Origin of the sequence: Salmonella sp. SG203 (assembly GCF_013350575.1) — a bacterium.
GTDB classification, from domain to species: Bacteria; Pseudomonadota; Gammaproteobacteria; order Enterobacterales; family Enterobacteriaceae; genus Salmonella; species Salmonella enterica.
In genome coordinates, this window is the sequence record NZ_SNMT01000004.1 from 75,533 (window position 1) to 96,908 (window position 21,376).

Genomic DNA, 21,376 nt, shown 5'->3' on the forward strand with positions numbered 1-21,376 from the left:
GTTTTGGCTGGCGAAACCACATTTCTGCGTAAAATTTTCGCATCATCACAGTAATACGGACTTACACAATAAAATTTCTCGCGCATAATATCTCATCAACCGTTGCTGACAGGCCGTTAAGGCCAGGGATGAAAGATGAAACATTTACGCGTGGTGGCCTGCATGATCATGCTGGCGCTGGCGGGATGCGATAACAACGATAAAACCGCCCCGACGACTAAAAGCGAAGCGCCAGCCGTAGCGCAGCCCTCGCCCGCGCAAGACCCGGCACAGCTACAAAAGCTGGCGCAGCAAAGCCAGGGCAAAGCGCTCACGCTATTAGACGCCTCCGAAGCGCAGCTCGACGGCGCGGCGACGCTGGTGCTGACGTTTTCAATTCCTTTAGATCCTGAACAGGATTTCTCCCGTGTGGTTCACGTGGTTGATAAGAAAAGCGGCAGCGTTGACGGCGCATGGGAGCTGGCGCCAAATTTAAAAGAGCTAAGGTTACGTCATCTGGAACCTGAACGCGTGCTGGTGGTCACGGTTGATCCCGCCGTTAAAGCGCTGAATAACGCCACCTTCGGCAAGTCTTATGAAAAAACGATTACCACGCGTGATGTCCAGCCCAGCGTCGGATTTGCCAGCCGGGGATCGCTGCTACCGGGGAAAATCGCGGAAGGACTGCCGGTCATGGCGCTTAACGTCAACCACGTTGATGTGAACTTTTTCCGCGTTAAGCCCGGATCGCTGGCGTCATTTGTCAGCCAGTGGGAGTACCGTAGTTCTCTCTCTAACTGGGAGTCCGACAATCTGCTGAAAATGGCGGATCTGGTTTATACCGGTCGTTTTGATCTTAATCCGGCGCGCAATACGCGTGAGAAACTGCTGCTGCCATTAAGCGATATTAAGCCGCTGCAACAGGCGGGCGTATATGTGGCGGTAATGAATCAGGCTGGACACTACAACTATAGTAATGCCGCTACGTTGTTTACCCTTAGCGATATCGGCGTGTCCGCGCACCGTTACCATAATCGGCTGGATATCTTTACGCAAAGCCTGGAAAACGGCGCGGCGCAGTCGGGAATTGAGATCGTTCTTCTGAATGATAAAGGGCAGACGCTGGCGCAGGCGACGAGCGACGCGCAGGGGCATGTGCAACTGGAGGCTGATAAAGCGGCGGCGCTATTACTGGCGCGTAAAGAGGGGCAGACCACGCTGCTCGATCTCACGCTTCCGGCTCTGGATCTGTCGGAATTTAATGTCGCTGGCGCGCCCGGCTACAGCAAGCAGTTCTTTATGTTCGGCCCACGCGATCTCTACCGACCGGGCGAAACGGTTATCCTCAACGGATTACTGCGCGATAGCGACGGTAAAACGCTGCCCGATCAACCCGTTAAGCTGGAAGTGGTAAAACCAGACGGACAGGTGATGCGTACCGTTGTCAGCCAGCCGGAAAACGGGCTATACCGTTTGAATTATCCGCTGGATATCAACGCACCGACCGGCTTGTGGCATGTCCGCGCCAACACCGGCGATAATTTGCTGCGGAGTTGGGATTTCCATGTGGAAGACTTTATGCCGGAGCGGATGGCGCTCAACCTGACGGCGCAAAAAACACCTCTGGCGCCTGCGGATGAGGTGAAATTCTCCGTTGTCGGCTATTACTTGTATGGCGCCCCTGCTAACGGCAATACCCTGCAAGGGCAACTTTTCCTGCGTCCGCTGCGCGACGCTGTCGCGGCGTTGCCTGGCTTCCAGTTCGGCAATATTGCCGAAGAGAATCTTTCGCGCAGCCTGGACGAAGTTCAGCTGACGTTGGATAAAGGCGGACGTGGTGAAGTGAGTGCTGCCAGCCAGTGGCAAGAAGCGCATTCGCCGCTGCAGGTAATTCTACAGGCCAGCCTGCTGGAGTCTGGCGGTCGTCCGGTCACTCGTCGCGTAGAGCAGGCGATTTGGCCTGCCGATACGTTACCGGGAATTCGTCCACAGTTCGCCGCCAAAGCGGTATACGACTACCGTACGGATACCACCGTTAATCAACCGATTGTCGACGAAGACAGCAACGCCGCATTCGATATTGTTTACGCCAACGCGCAGGGCGAGAAAAAAGCGGTGTCCGGTTTACAGGTGCGGCTCATCCGCGAGCGTCGCGACTATTACTGGAACTGGTCGGAAAGCGAAGGCTGGCAGTCGCAGTTTGATCAAAAAGATCTGGTGGAGGGCGAGCAGACGCTGGATCTGAACGCGGATGAAACCGGAAAAATCAGCTTCCCGGTGGAATGGGGCGCGTACCGTCTGGAGGTCAAAGCGCCGAATGAGACGGTCAGCAGCGTTCGTTTCTGGGCCGGCTATAGCTGGCAGGATAACAGCGACGGTAGCGGCGCGGCGCGTCCGGATCGCGTCACCCTCAAACTGGATAAAGCGAGTTATCGTCCAGGCGATACCATGAAATTGCATATCGCCGCGCCGGTCGCTGGTAAAGGTTATGCGATGGTGGAGTCCAGCGACGGTCCGCTGTGGTGGCAGGCGATCGATGTGCCGGCACAAGGTCTGGAGCTCACGATTCCGGTGGATAAAACCTGGAATCGCCACGATCTCTATCTCAGTACGCTGGTGGTGCGTCCCGGCGATAAATCTCGTTCCGCGACGCCAAAACGCGCCGTGGGGTTACTACACCTACCGCTGGGGGATGAAAACCGCCGCCTCGATCTGGCGCTGGAAAGCCCGGCTAAAATGCGCCCGAATCAGCCGCTCACCGTCAGGGTGAAAGCCAGCGTTAAACACGGCGAAATGCCAAAACAGATCAACGTGCTGGTCTCCGCGGTCGATAGCGGCGTATTGAATATCACCGATTACGCGACGCCGGACCCGTGGCAGGCGTTCTTCGGTCAAAAACGCTACGGTGCGGATATCTACGATATTTACGGCCAGGTCATTGAAGGGCAGGGGCGGCTGGCGGCGTTGCGTTTTGGCGGCGATGGCGACGACCTTAAGCGCGGCGGAAAACCGCCGGTAAACCATGTCAATATCATCGCGCAGCAGGCGCAGCCGATCACGCTCAATGAGCAGGGCGAAGGGGTCGTAACGCTGCCGATTGGCGACTTTAACGGCGAACTGCGGGTTATGGCGCAGGCATGGACAGCGGACGATTTTGGCCGCGGCGAAAGCAAAGTCGTTGTCGCCGCGCCAGTGATTGCCGAGCTGAATATGCCGCGTTTTCTGGCGGGAGGGGATGTTTCGCGACTGGTGCTGGACGTCACCAATCTGACCGACCGTCCGCAGACGCTGAATATTGCGCTCGCCGCCAGTGGGTTACTGGAACTGCTTAGCCAGCAGCCGCAACCGGTCAACCTGGCGCCGGGCGTGCGCACTACCTTATTCGTTCCGGTACGCGCGCTGGAAGGTTTTGGCGAAGGCGAAATCCAGGCGACCATTAGCGGTCTGAATCTGCCGGGAGAAACCCTCGGCGCGCAGCATAAGCAGTGGCAAATCGGCGTGCGTCCGGCCTGGCCTGCCCAAACGGTAAATAGCGGCATTGCGCTGGCGCCGGGAGAGAGCTGGCATGTACCAGAGCAGCATCTGGCAAACGTCTCGCCAGCCACGTTACAGGGACAACTGCTGTTAAGCGGAAAACCGCCGCTCAATCTGGCGCGCTACATTCGCGAGCTGAAAGCATATCCGTACGGGTGCCTGGAACAAACCACCAGCGGGTTATTCCCGGCGCTGTATACCAATGCCGCTCAATTGCAGTCGCTCGGTATTACCGGCGATAGCGATGAAAAACGGCGCGCCGCGGTGGATATCGGCATCTCCCGCATACTACAGATGCAGCGTGATAACGGCGGTTTTGCGCTATGGGATGAAAATGGGGCGGAAGAGCCCTGGCTAACGGCCTACGCAATGGATTTCCTCATTCGCGCGGGCGAGCAGGGATATAGCGTCCCGCCGGAGGCCATTAACCGGGGCAATGAGCGACTGCTGCGCTATCTGCAGGATCCCGGCACGATGCTGATTCGTTATAGCGATAATACCCAGGCCAGTACTTTTGCCGCTCAGGCTTACGCCGCGCTGGTACTGGCGCGCCAGCAGAAAGCGCCGCTCGGCGCGCTGCGCGAAATCTGGGAGCGCCGTAGTCAGGCGGCTTCAGGACTGCCGCTGATGCAATTGGGCATCGCGTTAAACACGATGGGTGATGCCAGACGCGGCGAAGAGGCCATTACGCTGGCTCTGAATACGCCGCGTCAGGACGAACGGCAATGGATGGCGGATTACGGCAGTTCTCTGCGCGATAACGCTCTGATGTTGTCGTTACTGGAAGAGAACAACCTCAGACCGGACGCGCAAAACGCGCTATTAAGCTCGCTTTCTGAGCAGGCCTTCGGTCAGCGCTGGCTCTCTACCCAGGAGAACAATGCCTTGTTCCTCGCCGCGCATTCGCGACAGGCCAGCGCGGGCGCCTGGCAGGCGCAGACCTCGTTAGAGGCGCAGCCGCTGTCGGGCGACAAGGCGCTGACCCGTAATCTGGATGCTGACCAGCTGGCCGCCCTTGAGGTGACGAACACCGGTAGCCAGCCGCTATGGCTGCGTCTGGATAGCAGCGGCTATCCCTCATCTGCGCCTGAGCCTGCCAGCAACGTTTTGCAGATTGAACGACAAATACTGGGGACCGATGGTCAGCGTAAATCGCTGTCCTCGTTGCGTAGCGGCGAACTGGTGCTGGTCTGGTTAACGGTAGTGGCCGATCGCAATGTGCCGGATGCGCTGGTGGTGGACCTGCTCCCGGCCGGGCTGGAGCTGGAAAACCAGAATCTGGCTGACAGCAGCGCCAGCCTGCCGGAGAGCGGTAGCGAAGTGCAAAATCTGCTTAATCAGATGCAGCAGGCGGATATTCAGTATATGGAATTCCGCGACGATCGGTTTGTGGCTGCCGTCGTTGTCAATGAGGGCCAGCCCGTGACGCTGGTCTACCTGGCGCGCGCGGTAACGCCGGGGACGTACCAGCTTGCGCAACCGCAGGTGGAATCGATGTATGCGCCTCAGTGGCGGGCAACCGGCGCGAGCGAGGGGCTGCTGATTGTGACGCCTTAAATGAACGGTTGGCGTGGTAAACGTGGCCGCTGGCTGTGGCTGGCGGGCGCGCCGCTTTTTATTTTCCTGGCGTTATGGGCAGCGGATAAACTCTGGCCGCTGCCGCTCAATGAGGTCCATCCTGCGCGGGTCGTGGTAGCCCATGACGGTACGCCGCTGTGGCGCTTTGCCGACGCCGGGGGGATCTGGCGTTATCCGGTGACGATTGAAGAGGTCTCTCCCCGCTACCTGGAGGCCCTAATCAATTACGAAGATCGCTGGTTCTGGCGGCACCCTGGCGTTAACCCTTTCTCCGTCGCGCGCGCGGCATGGCAGGATCTTACCGCCGGGCGCGTTATTTCCGGCGGCAGTACGCTGACTATGCAGGTGGCGAGACTGCTGGACCCGCATTCGCGCACGTTCGGCGGTAAAATCCGCCAGCTTTGGCGCGCCCTCCAGCTTGAATGGCATTTGTCCAAGCGCGATATCCTGACGCTGTACCTGAACCGCGCGCCGTTCGGCGGCACGCTACAGGGTATTGGCGCTGCAAGCTGGGCCTACTTCGGCAAGCCGCCCGCGCGCCTGAGCTACGCTGACGCGGCGCTGCTGGCCGTATTGCCGCAGGCGCCGAGCCGGTTACGCCCCGACCGCTGGCCTGCGAGAGCCGAAGCGGCACGAAATAAAGTGCTGGATCGGATGGCGGCGCAGGGCGTCTGGCCTGCCGAAACGGTACGCGAGTCGCGTGAAGAACCGGTCTGGCTGGCGCCGCGTCAAATGCCGCAACTGGCGCCGCTTTTTGCCCGAATGATGTTGAGTAAAAGCCAGAACGACAAAATTGTGACCACGCTGGACGCCGGGTTGCAGCGGCAACTGGAAGATCTGGCGCGGGCATGGAAAGGGCGGCTGCCTGCACGCAGTTCGTTGGCGATGATCGTCGTCGATCATACCGATATGAGCGTGCGCGGCTGGGTAGGATCGGTAGACCTTAATGACGACAGCCGTTTTGGTCATGTCGACATGGTAACGGCGATCCGATCGCCGGGATCGGTACTCAAACCCTTTGTGTACGGTCTGGCGCTGGATGACGGCTTGATCCATCCCGCATCATTATTACAGGACGTTCCGCGCCGTACCGGAGATTACCGCCCGGGAAACTTCGACAGCGGATTTCACGGCCCGGTCAGCATGAGCGACGCGCTGGTACGCTCGCTGAATCTGCCTGCCGTTCAGGTGCTTGAAGCCTATGGGCCGAAACGATTTGCGGCAAAACTGCGTAACGTCGGCCTGCCGCTATATTTGCCTGCTGGCGCGGCGCCCAATCTTTCGCTGATTCTGGGCGGCGCGGGCGCGCGGCTTGACGAGATGGCGGCGGCATACAGCGCGTTCGCTCGTCATGGGAAAGCGGCGAAACTACGGTTACAGCCGGACGATCCGCTGTCGGAAAGACCATTAATGTCGCCGGGAGCGGCGTGGATCATTCGGCGGATTATGGCGGATGAAGCGCAACCCTTGCCGGATAACGCGCTGCCGCGCATTGTGCCGTTGGCGTGGAAAACCGGCACCAGCTACGGCTATCGCGATGCGTGGGCTATTGGCGTTAACGCGCGCTATATCATCGGCATCTGGACAGGCAGACCCGACGGCACGCCTGTGGTGGGGCAATTTGGTTTTGCCAGCGCGGTGCCATTGCTTAACCAGGTCAATAATCTGTTACTGGCGCATACGGGACGCCTGCCGGAAGATCCGCGTCCGCAGACGGTAAGCCGCGGCGTCATTTGCTGGCCGGGCGGACAGACTCTGCCTGCCGGAGACAGCAACTGTCGCCGCCGACTGGCGACATGGCTGCTTGACGACAGCCAGCCGCCCACGCTGCTGTTACCTGAGCAGGAAGACATCAACGGTATTCGTTTCCCGGTCTGGCTGGATGATACGGGGCGGCGTGTCGCTGCCGACTGTCCGCAGGCGCGTGCGCATACGTTTATCGTCTGGCCGCGGCCGCTGGAGCCGTGGCTGCCGCCTGCGGAAAGACGTAGCGCCCGCTTGCCCGCGGCGTCCGACCACTGTCCGCCGCTACAGGGCAGTGATGCCGCGCCGTTAATGCTGTCAGGAGTGAGGGATGGCGCGGTGATCAGGCAATTGCCAGGCCAGGAAAACGTCACGCTGCCCGTCTCGACTACCGGCGGCAAAGGGCGTCGCTGGTGGTTTTTAAATGGCGAACCTGTTAATGGCGAAAATAATCGCCTTTCTTTATTACTCAATATCGCTGGACGTTATCAACTTGTCGTAATGGATGAGTCCGGTCAGGTTGCAGCGGTTAATTTTGAATTAATACGTTAACCATTCTCCAAAATAGATTATCAATTCCTTTTAATTTAAGCTTAATGATAATTGTTAATTATTACTGGATCATACATAACTGGAGAGCTTGATAAATATCAAGAGAACCAACGCATAAAAACGTGAGAATGGGTTTTTATTTGACGAGTCGGATCATGAAAAATATAAAAAGCCAGGGAAATGGCGAACAGCCCGCTATTTCTCGCCGCCATTTTATCCAGGCCAGCTCCGCGCTTATTGCGTTACCGTTTGTCTCCTCGCCAGCTACCGCTCAGGCGCGCGCTGTGACGGCAACTGAAAACAGGCCTGCGGAAAAAGTCGTTCAGACATGCAGCACTTTTGACTGCGGGGGCAAATGCGATATTCGGGCGCATGTTAGTGACGGTATCGTGACGCGAATTTCAACGCGACCGGATAATGCGCTGGATGCGCAAATGCCGGTGATGCGTGCCTGTGTTCGTGGACGCGCATACCGTAAATTTGTTTATCATCCTGACAGACTTAAATATCCCATGAAGCGCGTAGGAAAACGCGGTGAAGGAAAATTTGAGCGAATTTCCTGGGATGAAGCGACAACCTTAATCGCCGATAATTTAAAATCGATTACTGAAAAATATGGCCCGGCTTCGCGCTATGTTCATGTTGGTACCGCCGTTTCCGGCGGCACCTTTTCCGGCGATAAAATGGCACGTCGCCTGTTGAATCTGACCGGCGGATATCTCGAAAGCTACCATTCTGTGAGTATGGGCAACACGGCGGCCGCGACGCCTTATACTTACGGCATTGCCGCCAGCGGCAGTTCACTGGATACGCTTTTGGACACCAAACTGGTGATTCTGTGGGGCCATAACCCGACGGAGACCATTTTTGGTCATACCAACTATTTCTTGCAGAAGATGAAGCAGAACGGTACGCGGTTTATCGTGGTTGATCCGCGCTATTCCGACACCGTTTCGTCGCTGGCGGATCAGTGGATCCCGCTGCTGCCCACCACCGACAATGCGCTGATGGACGCGATGATGTACGTCATCATCAGCGAGAATCTGCACGATCGCGCATTTATTGCGCGTTACGCTATCGGTTTTGATGAAGACTCAATGCCGGAAGGCGTACCGGCTAACGAATCGCTGGTGGCGTATCTGACCGGCGCCAAAGACGGTGTCGTTAAGTCCCCCGAGTGGGCGGAAAAGATCACCCATGTGCCGGCGCAAACCATTCGCCAGTTAGCGCGTGATTACGCGAATACCAAACCCGCCGCGTTGATTCAGGGGTGGGGACCACAGCGCCACAACTGCGGCGAGCGCACCGCGCGCGGTTCGACTCTACTGGCGACCATTACCGGTAATGTCGGCATCAAAGGCGGTTGGGCTGCGGGTTACGGCGGCTGCGCTAACCGTAAATTCGCCGCGGGTCCGGAGATGCCGGATAACCCGGTAAAAGCCAAAATTTCGGTGATGAACTGGGTGCAGGCCGCAGACGACGCCAGCAAAGTGACGCCGGATATGGGGCTGAAAGATGCCGATAAGCTGGACAGTAACATCCGTATTCTGTTCTCGCTGGCCGGGAACTATCTGGCGAATCAGAACCCCGATCTGCACCAGGCGGTACGCGTACTGGAGGATGAATCAAAGATCCAGTTTATTGTCGCCAGCGATCTGTTTATGACGCCGAGCGCGAAATACGCTGATCTACTGCTGCCGGAAACCAGCTTTATGGAACGCTGGAACATCGGTGAAACCTGGGGCACGGCAAGCTACCTGATACTCTCTGAAAAACTGATTGAGCCTGAATTTGAGCGGCGCTCCGACTACGACTGGCTACGTGAGGTGGCGGCGAAATTAGGCATTGAGAATGAATTTAGCCAGGGGCGCGATGAGAAAGCGTGGATTGAACACATCTGGGAACAGACGCGCCTGGCGATGCCGGACGAAAATCTGCCGGATTTCGCCACGCTGCAAAAGACCCGTCAGCATCTGTTCAAAAGCGCGCCATTTATCGCCTTTGAAGACAATATTCGCGATCCGGAAAATCATCCGTTCCCGACGCCGTCAGGGAAAATAGAGATCTTCTCGAAGCGCCTCTACGACATGCAGCATCCGGAAATCCCGGCGTTATCGCACTACGTTCCCGCGCATGAAGGCCCGGAGGATGCGCTGGCGAAAGATTTTCCTCTCCAGTTAATTACGTGGAAAGGAAAAAACCGCGCCAACTCAACGCAATACGCTAACCCGTGGCTGATTGAAGTGCAGCAGCAGACATTGTGGATCAACCCGCAGGATGCGCAAACGCGCGGCATTACGCATGGCGACATGGTGCGCATTCATAACTCACGCGGGATTTGCGAAATCCCGGCGGAAGTGACGCCGCGCATTATTCCCGGCGTTGTCGCGATGCAGGCTGGCGCCTGGTGGCAGCCGGATGAAAACGGCGTTGATAAAGGCGGCTGTGCGAACGTCCTCAGCTCGGCCCGTATTACCGCGCTGGCGAAGGGAAATTCACATCAAACCATGCTGGTGGAGGTGGCTAAAGCATGAGTCAGTTTACACATTACCCGCCGGTGAGCGATAAACAACTGGGATTTTTCATCGACTCCTCACGCTGCTCCGGTTGTAAAGCCTGCCAGGTGGCCTGCAAAGACAAAAACAATCTGGAAGTAGGCCGTCGTTTCCGCCGCGTCTATGAAGTCAAGGGCGGAAGTTTCATCCCGACCGGGCAGGGTGGGGTCAGCAATAACGTATTTGCTTATACGCTTTCCATTTCCTGCAACCACTGTGCGGACCCTGTCTGCACCAAAAATTGCCCGACTACCGCTATGCATAAACGCCCGGGTGACGGCATTGTGCGCGTTGATACCGACAAATGCGTCGGCTGTGGCTATTGCGCCTGGTCCTGCCCTTATGGCGCGCCGCAGCTTAACGAGCAGACCGGCCAAATGTCTAAGTGCGACATGTGCGTTGATTTACTGGCGAAAGGTGAACCGCCCGTCTGTGTTGCGACCTGTCCGCTGGAGGCCATCAAGTTTGGTCCGATTGATGAACTGCGCGCGAAGTACGGTAGCGTATGCGACGTTAACGGGCTGCCAGATTCATCCATAACCAAACCTAATCTGGTTGTCAAAGCGCATCAGGGCGCAGAAAAAGAGGGTAAACGCCATGCATGAGTTACCGCTGCTGATTTTTACGCTCTGTTTGCAAGGGTCCGTGGGCGTGACAGTGTGGCTGGCGTTGGGCCGCCAGTACGCCGTAGAGGGACGCGTGCCTGCACGCGGCGCGCTTCCCGCGATGGCGGGGGCGTTTGTACTGGCCTGCGTGGGGCTGCTTGCTTCAGCGCTGCACATGGGCTATCCCCTGAATGCGCTAAATGCGTTACGTCATGTCGCCAGTTCGTGGCTGAGTCGCGAAATCGTCTTTGCCAGCCTTTATCTGGCGGCGCTGGGGCTAGGGGTTGTGCTGCTGTTTTTCCGAAAGCCAGGCTGGCAGCCGCTGCTGGCGCTGGCGGCAGCGTTTGGGCTGGTGGATGTATTCTGCATGGCGCAGGTTTATATCCATGCCTCGGTGGCGACCTGGCAGCATAGCAACACGCTGGCGCTGTTCTTTGGCACGTCAGGCATTATCGGCTCGGTAGTCATTGCGCTGGCTTATCTGCGCAACGCTGGCGCCGCAATGCGCTGCGCTGTGGTGGTGGTCGCACTGATGGTGCTGATTCGCCTGATCATGCAGCCGCTATGGCTGGCGGATATTAATGCGGTGGATACGACGGTCGTCACTTTCCCGCATCATCCGCTACAGGCGCTGGCGCAGTTGCGTGACGTCTATCTTCTCGGCTGGTGTGTCTCAGCGGCGGGAATGCTCTGCTTTGCCGCAGGCGGTCTGCGAAACGCCAGAGGGACGCTGGTGGCGGGCAGCGTATTGCTGCTTATCGGCGAGATTATGCTGCGCTACGTCTTCTTTAGTATTGGCTGATGGTTAACCTGACGATCGATCCGGCGGTAGACGTGACGCAGGCTTGCGTCCGTCGTCGCTTTCGTTTTTCTTCCTGCCGCGCTTGCGCCAATGTTTGTCCGGCGCAGGCGTTTTCGCTGGCGCAGGGGCAGGTCAGCATAGATACGACGCGCTGCATAGCCTGTGGCGACTGTCTGTTTGTCTGTCCTGTTGACGCCATTACCGGTATCAAACCGGTTAAACGCTTTGTGCAGGGGGATACGTTGGTGGGGCCGTTTTCGCTACAGGCGCCAACGGTCGATGAACTGCTTCTCTGGCACAGCCAGTACGGTATTCGCTTTATTGATATTGCGGTGGAGCGATCGGCGCAGTGGCTGATGGCGCTGGCGGGGCTAAATTTAGCGCTGCGCCGCTACGGCGAGCCGGGCTGGTCTTTCAAACACGTTGTCGGCGCGGAGATTAACGCCTCGCGGCGCACTCTGTTTCATGTTCCGCGCGACGCCATTACCCCGTGCGCCGTCGAGCCGGGGAAACGGCGTCTCAGACAGGCGTTTTCCGCGTTCAGCGAATGCGTACCCGAAATCAGTCCGCAAGAGTGCAGGATGTGCGGCGCCTGCTGGCGAAGCTGCCCGGAGAACGTTATCCAGTTTGACGACAATACCCTGACGATAGCTGCGGCGCGTTGTACGGGATGCGGCGGCTGTGCGGCGGTATGTCCGCATCAGGCGCTGCGGCTGCGGTTTGACGTGGAACCCGCGTCAACGCGGCATAGTGCGGTGCATACGCTCACCTGCGAAAGCTGCAAACGTACTTTCCATGCTCTCACGCCTGAACACACGCACTGCGTGCTGTGTCAGTCCCCTGAGTTTGCTGTGCGCCTTTAACTTTTGTTGCTAATGCTCATTTTATTTTAAAAAAATGTTACCTGCATCCATAGGCAATTGATGGGATGCTCTTTATAATCCGCGCCTGACATAACAACAGAACATATTTCAGAGGTAAACATGGCTATTGAACGGACTTTTTCCATCATTAAACCCAACGCGGTGGCAAAAAACGTTATTGGCAGCATCTTTGCGCGCTTTGAAGCTGCAGGGTTCAAAATTGTTGGCACTAAAATGCTGCACCTGACCGTTGAGCAGGCGCGCGGCTTCTATGCTGAGCACGACGGCAAGCCGTTCTTTGACGGTCTGGTGGAGTTCATGACCTCTGGCCCTATCGTGGTATCCGTGCTGGAAAGTGAAAATGCGGTACAGCGTCACCGCGATCTGCTTGGCGCCACCAATCCGGCGAACGCGTTGGCGGGTACGCTGCGCGCCGACTACGCTGATAGCTTAACTGAAAACGGCACCCACGGTTCGGATTCGCTGGAATCCGCGCAGCGCGAAATCGCCTTTTTCTTCGGTGAAGGCGAAGTGTGCCCGCGCACCCGTTAATCTCCTTCGTCTTTCACGCTGCAAATGCGTTGGCGATAAATTATCGGTTCAAATATTATTTTTGCTAATGCCGCGTGCAGACGTGGCATCCTTACGCCAGAATTTGTACAATGCAGCGCCCTCGGACGAGCAGTAAGCTTACCGGGGCGTTTCTTTTTTCAACCCTCCAGGGGCCATAACGTGTAATAACGAGGCCGGAATAGCATATGTCTGAACAAATTGTCACACCTGAAAGCAGTACCCCGGTAGTTCTTAACAACGAAACAAAAATCAACCTGCTGGATCTCAACCGTCAGCAGATGCGCGAGTTTTTTAAAAACTTAGGTGAAAAGCCTTTCCGCGCCGATCAGGTGATGAAATGGATGTATCACTATTGCTGCGATAATTTTGATGAGATGACCGACATCAACAAAGTGTTGCGCGGCAAATTAAAAGAGGTCGCGGAAATCCGCGCGCCGGAGGTCGTTGAAGAGCAGCGTTCCTCAGACGGCACCATTAAGTGGGCGATTGCTGTCGGCGATCAGCGCGTTGAAACGGTCTATATCCCGGAAGACGACCGCGCTACGCTGTGTGTCTCTTCACAGGTAGGGTGCGCGCTGGAGTGCAAGTTTTGTTCAACTGCGCAGCAGGGCTTTAACCGCAACCTGCGCGTATCGGAAATTATCGGTCAGGTCTGGCGTGCGGCGAAAATCGTCGGCGCGGCCAAAGTCACCGGCCAGCGTCCGATCACCAACGTGGTCATGATGGGGATGGGCGAGCCATTGCTTAACCTGACCAATGTCGTACCGGCGATGGAAATTATGCTCGATGACTTTGGTTTCGGCCTGTCCAAACGTCGTGTCACGCTCTCAACGTCCGGCGTGGTGCCTGCGCTGGATAAACTGGGCGATATGATAGATGTCGCGCTGGCTATCTCGCTCCATGCGCCGAATGACACTATTCGCGACGAAATCGTCCCGATCAACAAAAAATACAATATCGAAACGTTCCTGGGCGCGGTTCGCCGCTATCTGGAGAAATCCAACGCCAATCAGGGGCGCGTGACGATTGAATACGTGATGCTTGACCACGTTAACGACGGCACTGAACACGCGCATCAACTGGCGGAGCTACTAAAAGAGACGCCTTGTAAGATTAATCTGATTCCGTGGAACCCGTTCCCTGGCGCGCCGTATGGCCGCAGCTCTAACAGCCGTATCGATCGCTTTTCTAAAGTTTTGATGAGTTATGGTTTCACGACCATCGTACGCAAGACGCGTGGCGATGACATTGATGCGGCATGCGGACAGTTGGCTGGCAATGTGATTGACCGGACTAAACGTACTCTGCGTAAGCGTATGCAGGGAGAGGTGATTGACATCAAGGCTATTTGATAGCAGTTGCGCCACGGGGCATTCATTATACCGTGGCGCAATGTCAGTTGAATAATGTCTGGCGTTGTACTTGTCTGGTCAATAATAACGGTGCGTTTTTGTCGACTTTAAGGCAGTATGTAATGGTGCAACAAGAGTTTAGCCTTGTGTCTTAGCGGTTTTGTCATCTGCGGCCTGACAGGCTTATACTGTCTGACTAAGGTTAACTAACCTGATGTTTCGCGGTGTGGGCGGGCATTACGGCTCGTCGGCGCCTGAATCCTAATTTACACGTACCTGTAGCTGTAGCGAATGAATACTGAAGCCACGCACGACCAAAATGAAGCACAAACCACCGGCGTTCGTCTGCGCAATGCCCGTGAACAACTCGGACTCAGCCAGCAGGCTGTCGCTGAGCGACTTTGCCTGAAGGTTTCTACGGTACGCGATATTGAAGAAGATAAGGCGCCGTCCGATCTTGCTTCAACCTTCCTGCGCGGATATATCCGCTCATATGCGCGTCTGGTGCATGTTCCAGAAGAGGAACTGCTGCCGGGGCTGGAAAAGCAGGCCCCGCTGCGCGCCGCTAAAGTCGCCCCGATGCAGAGTTTCTCATTAGGAAAGCGTCGTAAAAAACGCGACGGCTGGTTAATGTCTTTTACCTGGCTGGTACTGTTTGTGGTCGTAGGGCTGACCGGCGCCTGGTGGTGGCAGAACCATAAGGCGCAGCAGGAAGAGATCACGACAATGGCCGATCAAAGCACGGCTGAACTGAACGCAGATAAAGACAGCGGCCAAAGCGTACCGCTGGACACCGGTGCCGCGACAAGCCAGGATACGACGCCAGCGCAAACGGCTCCGGCTCCTGCGACGCCGGTTGATTCGACGGCGGCGACGCAAACGCCAGCGCCAACGGCGGCGGCGACGCAAAATACGGTAGTCGCGCCTTCGCAGGCGAATGTCGATACGGCTGCGACATCTGCCGCGCCAGCGGCAACGGAGACGCCGTCCGCGCTGCCGACCAATCAGGCTGGCGTAGCGGCGCCTGCTGCCGATCCGAACGCGCTGGTGATGAATTTTACCGCTGACTGTTGGCTCGAAGTCACTGACGCCACGGGTAAAAAACTGTTTAGCGGTATGCAGCGTAAAGATGGCAATTTAAACCTAACCGGTCAGGCGCCTTATAAACTTAAAATTGGCGCGCCGGCCGCGGTGCAGATCCAGTATCAAGGAAAACCTGTCGATCTGAGCCGCTTTATCAGAACTAATCAGGTTGCGCGTCTGACCCTTAATGCCGAACCGACACCGGCGCAGTAACAGACGGGTAACGCGGGAGATTTTTCATGCATAACCAGGCTCCGATTCAACGTAGAAAATCGACACGTATTTACGTTGGGAATGTGCCGATTGGCGATGGCGCCCCTATCGCCGTCCAGTCGATGACTAACACGCGTACCACTGACGTGGAAGCGACGGTTAATCAGATCAAAGCGCTGGAGCGCGTTGGCGCAGATATTGTTCGTGTTTCTGTACCGACCATGGACGCCGCCGAAGCGTTCAAGCTTATCAAACAGCAGGTTAACGTCCCGCTGGTTGCCGATATTCACTTCGACTACCGCATTGCGCTGAAGGTGGCGGAATACGGCGTTGACTGCTTGCGTATCAACCCCGGCAATATCGGTAACGAAGAACGCATTCGCATGGTGGTGGACTGCGCGCGCGACAAAAACATCCCTATTCGTATCGGCGTAAATGCCGGATCGCTGGAAAAAGATCTGCAGGAAAAATACGGTGAGCCGACGCCGCAGGCGTTGCTGGAATCAGCCATGCGCCATGTGGATCATCTTGATCGTCTCAACTTTGATCAGTTCAAAGTGAGCGTAAAAGCGTCCGATGTATTCCTTGCCGTTGAGTCTTATCGTTTGTTGGCTAAACAGATCGATCAGCCGCTGCATCTGGGGATCACCGAAGCGGGCGGCGCGCGTAGCGGGGCGGTCAAGTCGGCGATCGGTTTAGGTCTGCTGTTATCGGAAGGCATCGGCGACACGCTGCGCGTATCGTTGGCGGCCGACCCGGTGGAAGAGATCAAAGTCGGTTTCGATATCCTGAAGTCGCTGCGCATTCGCGCGCGCGGCATCAATTTCATCGCCTGCCCGACCTGTTCTCGTCAGGAGTTCGACGTTATCGGCACGGTGAACGCGCTGGAGCAGCGTCTGGAAGATATCATCACCCCGATGGACGTCTCGATCATCGGTTGTGTGGTGAACGGGCCGGGCGAAGCGCTGGTATCGACGCTGGGCGTGACGGGCGGCAATAAGAAAAGCGGCCTGTATGAGGACGGCGTGCGTAAGGACAGACTCGATAACGACGATATGATCGCGCAGCTTGAATCCCGTATTCGCGCGAAAGCAAGTCAACTTGATGAAGCGCGTCGGATTGACGTGCTGCAGGTTGAAAAATAAGAACGTGATGGGAAGCGGCGCGCTTCCCGTGTATGATTGAACCCGCATGGCTCCCGGTTCGTTCGGGGAAGCGCTGAGGGTTCATTTTTATATTCAGAAAGAGAATAAACGTGGCAAAAAACATTCAAGCCATTCGCGGCATGAACGATTATCTGCCTGGCGAAACCGCCATCTGGCAGCGCATTGAAGGCACACTCAAAAACGTGCTCGGCAGCTACGGTTACAGTGAAATCCGCTTGCCGATTGTAGAGCAGACCCCGTTATTCAAACGCGCGATCGGTGAAGTTACTGACGTGGTTGAAAAAGAGATGTACACCTTTGAGGATCGCAACGGCGATAGCCTGACATTGCGCCCTGAAGGTACGGCGGGCTGTGTACGCGCCGGCATCGAACATGGTCTCCTGTACAATCAGGAACAGCGTTTGTGGTATATCGGCCCGATGTTCCGTCATGAGCGTCCGCAAAAAGGCCGCTACCGTCAGTTCCATCAGCTAGGCGCCGAAGTCTTCGGCTTACAAGGCCCGGATATTGACGCGGAGCTGATTATGCTGACCGCACGCTGGTGGCGCGCGCTGGGCATCGCTGACCACGTTAGCCTGGAGCTGAACTCTATTGGTTCATTAGAGGCGCGTGCGAACTATCGCGATGCGCTGGTCGCGTTCCTCGAACAGCATCAAGAGACGCTGGACGAAGACTGCAAACGCCGTATGTATACCAATCCGCTGCGCGTGCTGGATTCAAAAAATCCGGACGTGCAGGCGCTGCTCAACGACGCGCCCGCTCTCGGCGACTATCTCGATGACGATTCACGCGAGCACTTTACCGGTCTGTGTAAATTGCTGGACGCGGCGGGGATTGCCTACACCGTCAACCAGCGTCTGGTACGCGGTCTGGATTACTACAACCGCACCGTATTTGAATGGGTAACAAACAGTCTGGGGTCACAGGGTACCGTCTGTGCGGGGGGGCGTTATGATGGTCTGGTGGAACAACTGGGCGGTCGCGCTACCCCGGCAGTGGGCTTTGCGATGGGCCTGGAACGACTTGTTTTGTTAGTTCAGGCAGTTAATCCGGAATTTATTGCCTCTCCTGTTGTCGATATATACCTGGTGGCTGCCGGCGCACAAACGCAGTCTGCGGCAATGACGCTGGCGGAGCGGCTGCGCGATGAAATGCCAGGCGTGAAGCTAATGACAAACCACGGCGGCGGCAACTTTAAGAAACAGTTTGCCCGCGCCGATAAGTGGGGCGCCCGTATTGCACTGGTTCTTGGCGAATCTGAAGTCGCCGATGGGACTGTTGTAGTGAAGGATTTGCGCTCCGGTGAGCAAACGGCAGTGGCGCAGGACAGCGTCGCCGCGCATTTGCGCACTTTATTGGGCTAAGGAGAAGGACAGCGTGGAAATTTACGAGAACGAACACGACCAGGTGGATGCGATTAAACGCTTCTTTGCCGAAAACGGCAAAGCGCTGGCTGTCGGAGTGATTTTAGGGGTTGGCGCGCTGGTTGGCTGGCGTTACTGGAGCAGCCATCAGACGGAGTCCGCGCGTGCTGCTTCTCTGGCGTATCAAAATGCGGTGACGGCGGTAAGCGCCGATAAGCCGGATAGCATTCCCGCCGCTGAAAAATTCGCGGCTGAGAATAAAAACACCTATGGTGCGCTGGCGTCTATGGAACTGGCGCAGCAGTTTGTGGATAAGAATGAACTTAAAAAAGCCGAAGCCCAGTTGCAGCAGGGGTTGGCGGCCACCAGCGATGAAAATCTCAAAGCGGTGATTAATCTGCGTCTCGCTCGCGTTCAGTTGCAGCTTAAGCAAGCTGACGCTGCGCTGAAAACTCTGGATGCCGTTAAAGGCGAAGGATGGACGGCCATTGTCGCTGATTTGCGCGGCGAAGCGTTGCTGAGTAAGGGTGATAAAAAAGGCGCGCGCAGCGCATGGGAAGCGGGCGTCAATAGCGATGCTTCTCCGGCGTTGAGCGAAATGATGCAGATGAAAATCAATAATTTGTCCATCTGAGAGGGACCCGATGCAATTGCGTAAATTACTTCTGCCAGGGTTGCTTTCCGTTACCCTGCTCAGCGGCTGTTCACTGTTTAGCGGCGAAGAAGATGTCGTCAAGATGTCTCCATTACCGCAGGTTGAAAACCAGTTTACCCCGACCACTGTCTGGAGCACCTCTGTCGGTAACGGAATTGGCGAATTTTATTCTAACCTTCATCCGGTAATGGCAGATAACGTGGTCTATGCAGCCGATCGCGCGGGCGTGGTAAAAGCGCTCAATGCGGATGATGGCAAAGAGATCTGGTCTGTGAATCTGGGCGAGAAAGACGGCTGGTTCTCTCGTTCGTCCGCGCTGTTGTCCGGCGGCGTCACTGTTGCGGGCGGTCACGTCTATATCGGCAGTGAAAAGGCCGAGGTTTATGCGCTGAATACCAGCGACGGCACTACAGCATGGCAGACGAAGGTCGCAGGCGAAGCGTTGTCTCGCCCGGTTGTCAGTGATGGAATCGTTCTTATCCATACCAGCAACGGTCAGTTGCAGGCGCTAAATCAGGCGGATGGCGCCATTAAATGGACGGTGAACCTGGATATGCCTTCGCTGTCGCTGCGCGGCGAATCTGCGCCGGCAACCGCGTTCGGCGCGGCTATCGTTGGTGGTGATAATGGCCGCGTCAGCGCCGTGCTGATGCAACAAGGGCAGATGATTTGGCAGCAGCGTATCTCCCAGGCCACTGGCCCAACGGAAATTGACCGTCTGAGCGACGTCGATACCACGCCGGTTGTGGTAAACGGCGTCGTTTACGCGTTGGCGTATAATGGTAACTTAACGGCGCTGGATCTGCGCAGTGGTCAGATTATGTGGAAACGCGAGCTGGGGTCGGTCAATGACTTTATCGTCGACGGCGACCGTATCTACCTGGTCGATCAGAACGATCGTGTGCTGGCGCTGACCACTGACGGCGGCGTAACGCTGTGGACGCAAAGCGATCTGCTGCACCGTTTGCTGACCTCCCCGGTACTGTATAATGGTGATTTAGTCGTCGGCGATAGCGAAGGTTATCTGCACTGGATTAATGTCGATGACGGGCGTTTTGTGGCCCAACAAAAAGTAGACAGTTCTGGTTTCCTGACCGAACCGACGGTGGCGGATGGTAAACTGCTCATCCAGGCCAAAGACGGTACGGTCTACGCGATTACACGTTAATCGTCACGGTTGTGCGTTTTAAAAAACGGCTCCTGGTGTAGGGGCCGTTTTCCTGTTTTTAACAACGGCGTAAAAATGACGCGCGTTGTCTGATGATTTTTTAAATGAGGCTTTAAACATGGTACCTGTGGTCGCGCTTGTCGGGCGCCCTAACGTCGGAAAATCCACGCTATTTAACCGTCTGACCCGCACCCGAGATGCGCTGGTTGCGGATTTCCCGGGTCTGACTCGTGACCGTAAGTACGGTCGTGCGGAGGTTGAAGGCCGCGAGTTTATCTGTATCGACACCGGCGGTATTGACGGCACCGAAGACGGCGTCGAAACGCGGATGGCGGAACAGTCGCTGCTGGCGATTGAAGAAGCGGATGTGGTGTTATTCATGGTAGATGCGCGCGCTGGTCTGATGCCGGCGGATGAAGCGATTGCCAAACATCTGCGCTCCCGTGAAAAACCGACCTTCCTGGTGGCGAATAAAACGGATGGTCTCGATCCCGATCAGGCGGTTGTCGATTTTTACTCGCTGGGATTAGGCGAAATTTACCCTATCGCCGCCTCACATGGTCGCGGCGTATTGAGCCTGCTGGAACATGTGCTTCTGCCGTGGATGGATGATGTCGCGCCGCAGGAAGAGGTGGATGAAGACGCGGAATACTGGGCGCAGTTCGAGGCGGAACAAAATGGCGAAGAAGCGCCGGAGGATGATTTTGACCCGCAAAGCCTGCCGATAAAGCTAGCGATTGTCGGTCGCCCGAACGTAGGTAAGTCCACGCTCACTAACCGTATTCTCGGCGAAGAGCGCGTGGTGGTATACGACATGCCGGGCACCACTCGCGACAGTATTTATATCCCGATGGAACGCGACGAACGGGAATATGTGCTGATTGACACGGCGGGGGTGCGTAAGCGCGGAAAAATCACCGATGCGGTAGAAAAGTTCTCGGTGATTAAAACGTTACAGGCGATTGAAGACGCTAACGTCGTACTGTTGGTTATCGATGCGCGCGAGGGGATCTCTGACCAGGATTTGTCTCTGCTGGGCTTTATCCTCAATAGTGGGCGCTCACTCGTTATCGTAGTCAACAAATGGGATGGCCTGAGCCAGGAAGTCAAAGAGCAGGTGAAAGAGACGCTGGATTTCCGTCTGGGCTTTATTGATTTTGCCCGCGTGCACTTTATCTCTGCGCTGCACGGCAGCGGTGTCGGGAACCTGTTTGAGTCCGTACGCGAGGCTTACGACAGTTCCACTCGCCGGGTGAGCACTGCGATGCTGACCCGTATCATGACGATGGCGGTGGAAGATCATCAGCCGCCGCTGGTGCGCGGTCGCCGTGTGAAGCTGAAATATGCCCACGCTGGCGGCTATAACCCGCCGATTGTGGTGATTCACGGCAACCAGGTAAAAGATCTGCCAGACTCCTATAAGCGCTATCTGATGAACTACTTCCGCAAGTCGTTGGAAGTGATGGGTACGCCGATTCGCATTCAGTTTAAAGAAGGGGAGAACCCGTATGCGAACAAGCGTAACACACTGACGCCAACGCAAATGCGCAAACGTAAGCGTCTGATGAAGCATATCAAGAAAAGCAAGTAA

The 21,376-nt window shown here is 56.3% G+C and carries 14 protein-coding genes; all 14 read left to right on the forward strand.

The window, feature by feature from the left end:
• Positions 1-135: 135 nt before the first annotated feature.
• The 14 genes from HV477_RS08285 (at position 136) to der (ending at position 21,376) form a co-directional block, all read left to right on the forward strand.
• On the forward strand, positions 136-5,070 hold the full coding sequence (locus HV477_RS08285; protein WP_001748976.1) for an alpha-2-macroglobulin: 4,935 nt from the start codon (positions 136-138) through the stop codon (positions 5,068-5,070).
• A complete protein-coding gene (gene pbpC / locus HV477_RS08290) occupies positions 5,071-7,386 on the forward strand; it encodes a peptidoglycan glycosyltransferase PbpC (RefSeq protein WP_023137821.1) in 2,316 nt (771 codons plus the stop codon).
• 155 nt (positions 7,387-7,541) lie between these two features.
• The gene (locus HV477_RS08295) at positions 7,542-9,920 is read left to right on the forward strand and encodes a DmsA/YnfE/YnfF family dimethyl sulfoxide reductase (RefSeq protein WP_306292754.1); all 2,379 of its coding nucleotides are present in this window, start codon (positions 7,542-7,544) and stop codon (positions 9,918-9,920) included.
• On the forward strand, positions 9,917-10,546 hold the full coding sequence (locus HV477_RS08300; RefSeq protein WP_000077436.1) for a DMSO/selenate family reductase complex B subunit: 630 nt from the start codon (positions 9,917-9,919) through the stop codon (positions 10,544-10,546). The genes HV477_RS08295 and HV477_RS08300 overlap by 4 nt, the downstream gene beginning before the upstream one ends.
• Positions 10,539-11,348: a dimethyl sulfoxide reductase anchor subunit family protein gene (locus HV477_RS08305; protein WP_000544895.1), complete on the forward strand. Its 810-nt coding sequence runs from the start codon at positions 10,539-10,541 to the stop codon at positions 11,346-11,348. The genes HV477_RS08300 and HV477_RS08305 overlap by 8 nt, the downstream gene beginning before the upstream one ends.
• A complete protein-coding gene (locus tag HV477_RS08310; RefSeq protein WP_079899144.1) occupies positions 11,348-12,211 on the forward strand; it encodes a 4Fe-4S dicluster domain-containing protein in 864 nt (287 codons plus the stop codon). The genes HV477_RS08305 and HV477_RS08310 overlap by 1 nt, the downstream gene beginning before the upstream one ends.
• Positions 12,212-12,331: 120 nt before the next feature.
• On the forward strand, positions 12,332-12,763 hold the full coding sequence (ndk, locus tag HV477_RS08315; RefSeq protein WP_000963846.1) for a nucleoside-diphosphate kinase: 432 nt from the start codon (positions 12,332-12,334) through the stop codon (positions 12,761-12,763).
• 206 nt (positions 12,764-12,969) lie between these two features.
• The gene (locus tag HV477_RS08320) at positions 12,970-14,136 is read left to right on the forward strand and encodes a bifunctional tRNA (adenosine(37)-C2)-methyltransferase TrmG/ribosomal RNA large subunit methyltransferase RlmN (protein ID WP_079899143.1); all 1,167 of its coding nucleotides are present in this window, start codon (positions 12,970-12,972) and stop codon (positions 14,134-14,136) included.
• 291 nt (positions 14,137-14,427) lie between these two features.
• Positions 14,428-15,432, forward strand: coding sequence for a cytoskeleton protein RodZ (gene rodZ / locus HV477_RS08325; RefSeq protein ID WP_079899142.1), 1,005 nt, complete (start codon positions 14,428-14,430; stop codon positions 15,430-15,432).
• Positions 15,433-15,458: 26 nt separating this feature from the next.
• Complete coding sequence (gene ispG / locus HV477_RS08330) at positions 15,459-16,577, forward strand: flavodoxin-dependent (E)-4-hydroxy-3-methylbut-2-enyl-diphosphate synthase (protein ID WP_000551804.1); 1,119 nt, start codon at positions 15,459-15,461, stop codon at positions 16,575-16,577.
• 110 nt (positions 16,578-16,687) lie between these two features.
• Positions 16,688-17,962 (forward strand): histidine--tRNA ligase, encoded by a 1,275-nt coding sequence (gene hisS, locus HV477_RS08335; protein ID WP_079899141.1) that lies wholly within the window; start codon positions 16,688-16,690, stop codon positions 17,960-17,962.
• 13 nt (positions 17,963-17,975) lie between these two features.
• A complete protein-coding gene (locus HV477_RS08340; RefSeq protein ID WP_000409190.1) occupies positions 17,976-18,596 on the forward strand; it encodes a YfgM family protein in 621 nt (206 codons plus the stop codon).
• Between the two features lie 10 nt (positions 18,597-18,606).
• Positions 18,607-19,785, forward strand: coding sequence for an outer membrane protein assembly factor BamB (bamB, locus tag HV477_RS08345; RefSeq protein WP_001177072.1), 1,179 nt, complete (start codon positions 18,607-18,609; stop codon positions 19,783-19,785).
• Positions 19,786-19,903: 118 nt separating this feature from the next.
• Positions 19,904-21,376 carry a ribosome biogenesis GTPase Der gene (gene der, locus HV477_RS08350; protein ID WP_000249411.1) on the forward strand — a complete coding sequence of 491 codons (1,473 nt, stop codon included), beginning with the start codon at positions 19,904-19,906 and terminating at the stop codon, positions 21,374-21,376.